The sequence below is a fragment of the Streptomyces mayonensis genome, assembly GCF_018982965.1.
In the GTDB taxonomy this organism is placed as follows: Bacteria; Actinomycetota; Actinomycetes; order Streptomycetales; family Streptomycetaceae; genus Streptomyces; species Streptomyces mayonensis.
Genome location: NZ_JACBYP010000107.1, coordinates 22,503 through 28,997, shown reverse-complemented (window position 1 = coordinate 28,997; position 6,495 = coordinate 22,503). Strand labels below are relative to the sequence as shown.

Here is a 6,495-nt window from a genome sequence, read left to right as displayed (position 1 = left end):
GACGCACGAGGTCCGGGATCCGGAGTCCTGGGTTCCGGGGTCCGGGGGTCCGGGGGTTCTGGAGTCCCGGGGTTCCGGGGTCCAGGTTCCGGGGTCCGGAGGTTCCGGAGCTCCCGGGCGAGCGGTTCCCCGGCGGCCGGGGGCCGGGCCGCGACGGCATCCCGACGACCGGCGACCGGCGACGCCACGACCCGCTGACCCTGCGCCGCCGGCCCGGGCCGACCGCCGCGCCGACCGCCGAGGCTGCCGACGGGGCCGCCGGTGGGGCACCGGCCGACCGGCGGCCCGTGCCACGGCGACCCATGGTTTCCTGCCGCCCCGGCCCGGTGGCGTACGCCGGATCGTCGGATGGCCACCGGCAGCCACACTGCCGCGCACCCGCCCGCCGTCACCCCTGCACCCCGGCATCCCAACGACCCCGCACCCCAGTGACCCCGGCGCCCCCAGTAGTGGCCCCGGCGCCCGCCCGGGGGACGCCTCAGACCCCCGTGGGGTGTGGCTGCGCGCGGCTCACGTCGTACACACCGGGCACGTCGCGCATCGCGCGCATGAGGGCGGGCAGCCGGGCCGCGTCCGGGAGGACGACCGTGTAGCTGTGGCGGACCCGTTGCCGGTCCGGGGGTTCGACCGTCGCGGAGACGATCTCCGCGCCTTCGAGGGCCATGGCCTCGGTGAGGTCGGCCAGCAGGTGCGGGCGGCCGAACGATTCGGCGAGCAGCGTCACCCGGCACTGGGTGCTCTCTCCCCAGCTCACGCCGGCCTCGGGGCGGCCCGCGCCCCTCATGCGCGCCACCACGGCGCACTCCGCGCGGTGGACGGTCACCACTCCCCCGCGTACGGGGAAGCCGGTGATCTCGTCCGGCGGTACGGGTGTGCAGCAGCCCGCCAGACGTACGGTCGCGCCCGGCGCGTCGACCAGGACGTCGGTGGCCGGAGTGCGCGGCGCCGGGCCGTCGGAGCCGGGGCGCTGGGCAGGCGTGTCGACGACTCCGGACCCACGTGCCGTCCCCTCCGCCTTCTCCGCCTTCTTCGCATCCTCCAGCTTCTCCGCGTCGGCGGCCTGCGCTGCCGGACGGGCCGCGAGCCTGCGCCGGATGGCGATCCGCGCAGCGGGCGTGCGGGCGTGCTCCAGCCAGTCCCGGGAGGGCTCGGAGGCGGGGTCCTGACCCATCAGGAGCTGCACGGTGTCACCGTCGCGCAGCACGGTGCTCATGGTCGCCAGCCGGCCGTTGACGCGGGCGCCGATCGTCGCGTGGGCGTCCTCGCCGTACTGCGCGTAGGCGGCGTCGACGCAGGTCGCGCCCTCGGGGAGGCCGAGGGTGCCGCCGTCGGGGCCGAATACGGTGATCTCGCGGTCCTGGGCGAGGTCCTCGCGCAGGGTGGACCAGAACGTGTCGGGGTCGGGGGCGCCGCGCTGCCAGTCGAGCAGGCGGGAGAGCCAGCCGGGCCGGGTCGGGTCGGCGCGCTCGCCGTCCCCCGCGCCCTGCTCATCCGGCGACGGCGCGTAGGGGTTGCCGAGGGCGACGACGCCGGCCTCGGCGACCTTGTGCATCTGGTGGGTGCGGATGAGGACTTCGACGACCTGACCGTCCTCCGCGCGGGCGACCGCCGTGTGCAGCGACTCGTACAGGTTGAACTTGGGAACAGCGATGAAGTCCTTGAACTCCGAGACGACGGGCGTCATACAGGTGTGCAGTTCACCGAGGACGGCGTAGCAGTCGGCGTCCTCCTGGACGAGTACCAGCAGGCGACCGAAGTCCGCGCCGCGCAGTGTGCCGCGTTTGCGGGAGACGCGGTGCACGGAGACGAAGTGGCGGGGCCGGATGAGGACTTCGGCCGGGATGTCGGCCTCGCGCAGCACGCCGCGCACCTCGTCGGCGACCGCGGCGAGCGGATCGTCCGCGCGGGCGGCGTTCTCGGCGACGAGCTCGCGGGTGAGGGCGTACTCCTCGGGGTGCATGACCGCGAAGACCAGGTCCTCCAGTTCGGACTTGAGCGCCTGGACCCCGAGCCGTTCGGCGAGCGGGATGAGGACGTCGCGGGTGACCCTGGCGATGCGCTCCTGCTTCTCGCGGCGCATGACGCCGAGGGTGCGCATGTTGTGCAGCCGGTCGGCGAGTTTGATCGACATCACGCGGACGTCGTTGCCGGTGGCGAGGAGCATCTTGCGGAAGGTCTCGGGCTCGGCGGCGGCGCCGTAGTCGACCTTCTCCAGCTTGGTGACGCCGTCGACGAGGTAGCGGACCTCGGCGCCGAACTCCTCGCCGACCTGGTCCAGCGTCACGTCCGTGTCCTCGACGGTGTCGTGGAGGAGGGAGGCGGTCAGCGTCGTGGTCTCGGCGCCGAGTTCGGCGAGGATCAGGGTGACGGCGAGGGGGTGGGTGATGTACGGCTCGCCGCTCTTGCGCATCTGGCCGCGGTGCGAGGACTCGGCGAGGACGTAGGCGCGGCGCAGTGGGTCGAGTTCCGCGTCGGGGTGGTGGGCGCGGTGGGCCTCGACGACATGGCCGATGGCGTCGGGCAGTCGGCCGCGGGCTGCGGAGCCGGTGCCCAGGAGAGCGGCACGGCCCAGGCGGCGCAGATCGAGCCGTGGGCGGGCCTTTCGGCGGGGGGCCTGTGCGGCGGCGCCGCCGGCCGCGGGCGGCACGGGGCCCGGGCTCGCTGGATTCACGGCCTCCGCGTTCATGGGCACCTCCGGCTGCACGGACCGGCGGACGGGGTGTCCCAGGGCGGACACGGCTCAGGGGATGGCGTCGGTCCCCCGCCCGGGCCGGTGCTTGATGCTATCGAGCCCATCACGTGCGGCCGACCGCCTCTCGCCGAGCGTGAAACGGATCACCCATTCGAGCGATGGACCGAGGGTTTACGTTTTCGCACTGAGTGTCATGGACCGGGCGCCGGTTCACCCGCTCGTGGCCTGGTCCGTGCCGGTGCTGCGGTTCGCGCTTCAGTCGAGTACCCCTTCCAGCCAGGCGGAGTCGAACTCCCCCTCCGCGACGATCACCGCGGGGCCCGTCATCTCGATCTCGCCGTCGGGGCGCTCGGTGATCACCAGGGTGCCGCCGGGCAGGTCGACGGTGTACGTGGCCGGGGCGCCGGTGACCGCCGGGTCGGCGCCGTCCCTGCGGGCGGTGGCGACGGCGACGGCACACGCGCCGGTGCCGCACGAGCGGGTCTCCCCGGAGCCTCGTTCGTGCACGCGCATCGCGACGTGGCGGGGGCCCCGGTCGACCACGAACTCGACGTTGACCCCGTCGGGGTAGGCGCCGGCGGGCTCGTAGGGCGGCGGTGCGTACAGGTCGCCGGCGTGGGCCAGGTCGGCGACGAAGGCGACCGCGTGCGGGTTGCCCATGTTCACGTTCCGCGCGGGCCAGCTGCGCCCGCCCACGCTCACCTCGACATCGCCCTCGGGGAGCAGCGCGCGGCCCATGCCGACGGTGATGTCGCCCGCGGCGGAGCCGCTGTCGGCCTCGGCCTTGGCGAGATGGACGCGCTTGACTCCCCCGCGCGTCGCGACGGCGAGGTCGCCGTCGCCGACGTGCCCGGCGCGCTGCAGGTAGCGGGCGAAGACCCGTACGCCGTTGCCGCACATCTCGGCGACCGAGCCGTCGCCGTTGCGGTAGTCCATGAACCACTCCGCCTCGGCCGCCATGTCCCCGGCCTCGGGGTGCGCCGCGGACCGCACCACGTGCAGCAGGCCGTCGCCTCCGATGCCGGCGCGGCGGTCGCACAGGGCGGCGACCGCGGCGGGGGGCAGGTCGAGGGCGTTCTCCGGGTCGGGGACGATCACGAAGTCGTTCTCGGTGCCGTGACCCTTGAGGAAGGCGATCCGCGTGCTCATTCCTCGATCGTACGGGGTGGGTGCCGGGGGCGACGAGCGGCGGACGGTGGTCCCGACGGCGTGGGGGTGTCAGCCGCGCAGGCGGGCGACCCGCCACACGGCGAGGACGACGACGGCGGCGACCGCCAGGGCGTACACGAGGATCATCCGCCAGTCGGCGCGGCACCCCGACCCGCGCTGCGGCAGGCCGGGCCACGTGTAACCGACGCGGCGTGCGGCCATCATGCCCCAGCCGGCGGCGCACGAGCAGATCAGCAGTCCCAGCATGGCGATCACGGCGCCGCTGTCGCCGAAGTCGAAGGCGAGCGGGAAGGCGAACATCAGGGAGCCGACGGCTGCAAGGCACACGATGGGCGCCAACTGCCACAGGCGCAGCCGTCGTTGCGGGCGCAGTTCGACCTCGACCTCGTCGCCGTACATCTCGTCGGGCTCGGGACCGTCGGCGGCGACACCTTCGGGCGTCGCGTCCGGGCCGTCGGGGCTGAGTGCGGCGCCGTCGGGCCTGGATCCACCGTGCTCGGCGACGCCGTTCTCGGCGGTGCCGTGCTCGGTGCTCGGTGCGGTGTCACGAGGGCCGGCCTCCATCGCCACGCGCCCTCCCAACTAGGACTCACTCGGTCGATCGAAGCTCGATGATGGCACGCCGCCGGAGGCCCGGATGACGGCCGGAGCGTCCCGATGCCATCACGTGATCAGGCTGTAACCGGTCGTTCGACCAACGACAGCGCGCGCTCGGGAAGTTCCGTGCGGTCCGCCACACCCCCACTCAACCAGTGCACCCGCGGGTCGCGCCTGAACCACGAATCCTGACGGCGCGCGAAGCGCTTGGTGGCACGGACGGTCTCGGTACGCGCCTCCTCCAGCGTGCACTCGCCGGCGAGCGCCGCGAGGACCTGCTGGTAGCCGAGTGCGCGCGACGCCGTACGCCCCTCGCGCAGCCCGCGCGCCTCCAGTGCGCGCACCTCTTCGACCAGACCGGCGTCCCACATCCGGTCGACGCGGTGGGCGATGCGCTCGTCCAGCTCGGGGCGCGCCACGTCGACGCCGATCTGGACGGTGTCGTACACCGAGTCGTGCCCCGGGAGGTTGGCCGTGAAGGGACGCCCGGTGATCTCGATCACCTCCAGGGCGCGCACGATCCGGCGCCCGTTGCTGGGCAGGATGGCCCGCCCCGCCTCGGGGTCGGCGACGGCCAGGCGCGCGTGCAGCGCGCCCGGGCCCCGCAGCGCGAGCTCCTCCTCCAGCCGGGCCCTGATACCGGCGTCGGTGCCGGGGAACTCCAGGTGGTCGACGGCACCGCGGACGTAGAGGCCGGAGCCGCCGACGAGGACCGGCCAGCGTCCGGCGGCGAGCAGCGCGTCGATCCGCTCCCGTGCGAGTCGTTGGTACTCCGCGACGGACGCGGTGACCGTCACGTCCCAGATGTCCAGGAGGTGGTGCGGCACTCCGCCGCGCTCCTCGGGAGTCAGTTTGGCGGTGCCGATGTCCATCCCACGGTAGAGCTGCATGGAGTCGGCGTTGACGACCTCGCCGCCGAGCCGCTCGGCGAGGAAGACGCCCAGGTCGGACTTTCCGGCCGCGGTGGGGCCGACCACGGCGATGACACGGGGGGTGGGAGGTGCGCTGCTCACCGGACCAGTCTCGCAAACCTCTCACCTCACCCTCGAACGAGTTACGTGACGGTCCGTGCCGGGGTTCGTTGCCCGTTGCGAGGTTCCCGCTCCCCGGACCACCGGGGCCAGGGTCCCGGCCACGCGGACGGACGTACCGGGGACCGCGGGATGTCGCCCGCACGAGTAGCATATGGAGTTGATATGGGCGTTTTTGCGCGGCTTCTTCGGAGGTCGAGGACGACCGAGGAGAAGGCGACGGAAGAGGCGGCGGCGGCCGGTACGCGGGCCGAGGCGGCGGCGGACGCCGAGCGGGCGGCGGAGAAGCCGGCCGAGGCGCCGGAAACGGCCGACACCGCCGGCCCCCGGAACACCGCGGAGGCCGACGGAGCCGCCAAGGCCTCCGAAGCCGCCGACTCGGACGGCGTCGGCATCCCCAAGCAGCAGTCCGCCGGGGAGGCCGTCGACAACGAGGCCGACAAGGGCGCCCGCACCTGACTGCCCCGTGAGGGAAGGCGAAGCATGGGTCTCCTGGACAATCTGAAGGCCAGAATCGGACCGGCGAAGGGCAAGGTCTCCGACCTCGCGCAACAGCACGGGGACAAGATCGACCGCGGTCTGGACAAGGTCGCGCGGACCGTCGACGAGCGGACCAAGGGCAAGTACAGCGACCGGATCCAGACGGGCACGGGCAAGGCCAAGGACGCCATGGAACGCCTCGCCCGCAAGGACGACGGAGGCACGGACGGGGGCGGCGGCACACCCGGCGGTCCCCCTCCCTCGGGGCCGCCCCCGGCTTCCTGACCGGGCCGCCATCGGCTCCCTGCCCGGGGCGCCACCGGGCCGGTGGGCCCGTAGCGACGGCACGGCGAGGGACGGTCACGGAGCGCGTTCACGGACGCGTTCCGTGACCGTCCCTGTCGTGCTCACCGGCCCACGCCGCACGCCGCCCCGGCAGCCGACGCCCGGCCGAGCAGGAGGGACCGGGCCGGCTCCGCCCGAGCAGGCGTGCCCGATCCACTCGCGGCCGAGGGGGCGCCGTCG

The 6,495-nt window shown here is 73.9% G+C and carries 6 protein-coding genes; 2 read left to right on the top strand and 4 right to left on the bottom strand.

The annotated features are described in order from the left end of the window. Window positions 1–478: 478 nt before the first annotated feature. The 4 genes from HZS56_RS29795 to miaA all read right to left on the bottom strand — a co-directional run bounded on the left by HZS56_RS29795 (window position 479) and on the right by miaA (window position 5,472). Entirely contained in the window at window positions 479–2,686 is a 2,208-nt protein-coding gene (locus HZS56_RS29795; protein WP_216723913.1) for a RelA/SpoT family protein, read from the bottom strand. 261 nt (window positions 2,687–2,947) lie between these two features. Next, entirely contained in the window at window positions 2,948–3,841 is an 894-nt protein-coding gene (dapF, locus tag HZS56_RS29790; RefSeq protein ID WP_216723912.1) for a diaminopimelate epimerase, read from the bottom strand. 69 nt (window positions 3,842–3,910) lie between these two features. Further along, the gene (locus HZS56_RS29785; RefSeq protein ID WP_216723915.1) at window positions 3,911–4,426 is read right to left on the bottom strand and encodes a hypothetical protein; all 516 of its coding nucleotides are present in this window, start codon (window positions 4,424–4,426) and stop codon (window positions 3,911–3,913) included. A gap of 107 nt (window positions 4,427–4,533) precedes the next feature. Further along, a complete protein-coding gene (miaA, locus tag HZS56_RS29780; RefSeq protein WP_216723911.1) occupies window positions 4,534–5,472 on the bottom strand; it encodes a tRNA (adenosine(37)-N6)-dimethylallyltransferase MiaA in 939 nt (312 codons plus the stop codon). A gap of 183 nt (window positions 5,473–5,655) precedes the next feature. On the opposite strand from miaA, the gene HZS56_RS29775 reads away from it, so the two are divergent. Continuing rightward, window positions 5,656–5,949, top strand: a complete 294-nt coding sequence (locus HZS56_RS29775) for a hypothetical protein (protein ID WP_216723910.1) — start codon at window positions 5,656–5,658, stop codon at window positions 5,947–5,949. A 24-nt stretch (window positions 5,950–5,973) separates the two neighbouring features. Next, window positions 5,974–6,255, top strand: a complete 282-nt coding sequence (locus HZS56_RS29770) for an antitoxin (RefSeq protein ID WP_216723909.1) — start codon at window positions 5,974–5,976, stop codon at window positions 6,253–6,255. Window positions 6,256–6,495 lie beyond the last annotated feature (240 nt).

Coding starts and splice junctions, on each gene's coding strand:
- HZS56_RS29775 (WP_216723910.1), top strand. CDS start 5,656: ATGGGCGTTTTTGCGCGGCTTCTTCGGAGGTCGAGGACGACCGAGGAG.
- dapF (WP_216723912.1), bottom strand. CDS start 3,841: ATGAGCACGCGGATCGCCTTCCTCAAGGGTCACGGCACCGAGAACGAC.
- HZS56_RS29785 (WP_216723915.1), bottom strand. CDS start 4,426: ATGGAGGCCGGCCCTCGTGACACCGCACCGAGCACCGAGCACGGCACC.
- HZS56_RS29795 (WP_216723913.1), bottom strand. CDS start 2,686: ATGAACGCGGAGGCCGTGAATCCAGCGAGCCCGGGCCCCGTGCCGCCC.
- HZS56_RS29770 (WP_216723909.1), top strand. CDS start 5,974: ATGGGTCTCCTGGACAATCTGAAGGCCAGAATCGGACCGGCGAAGGGC.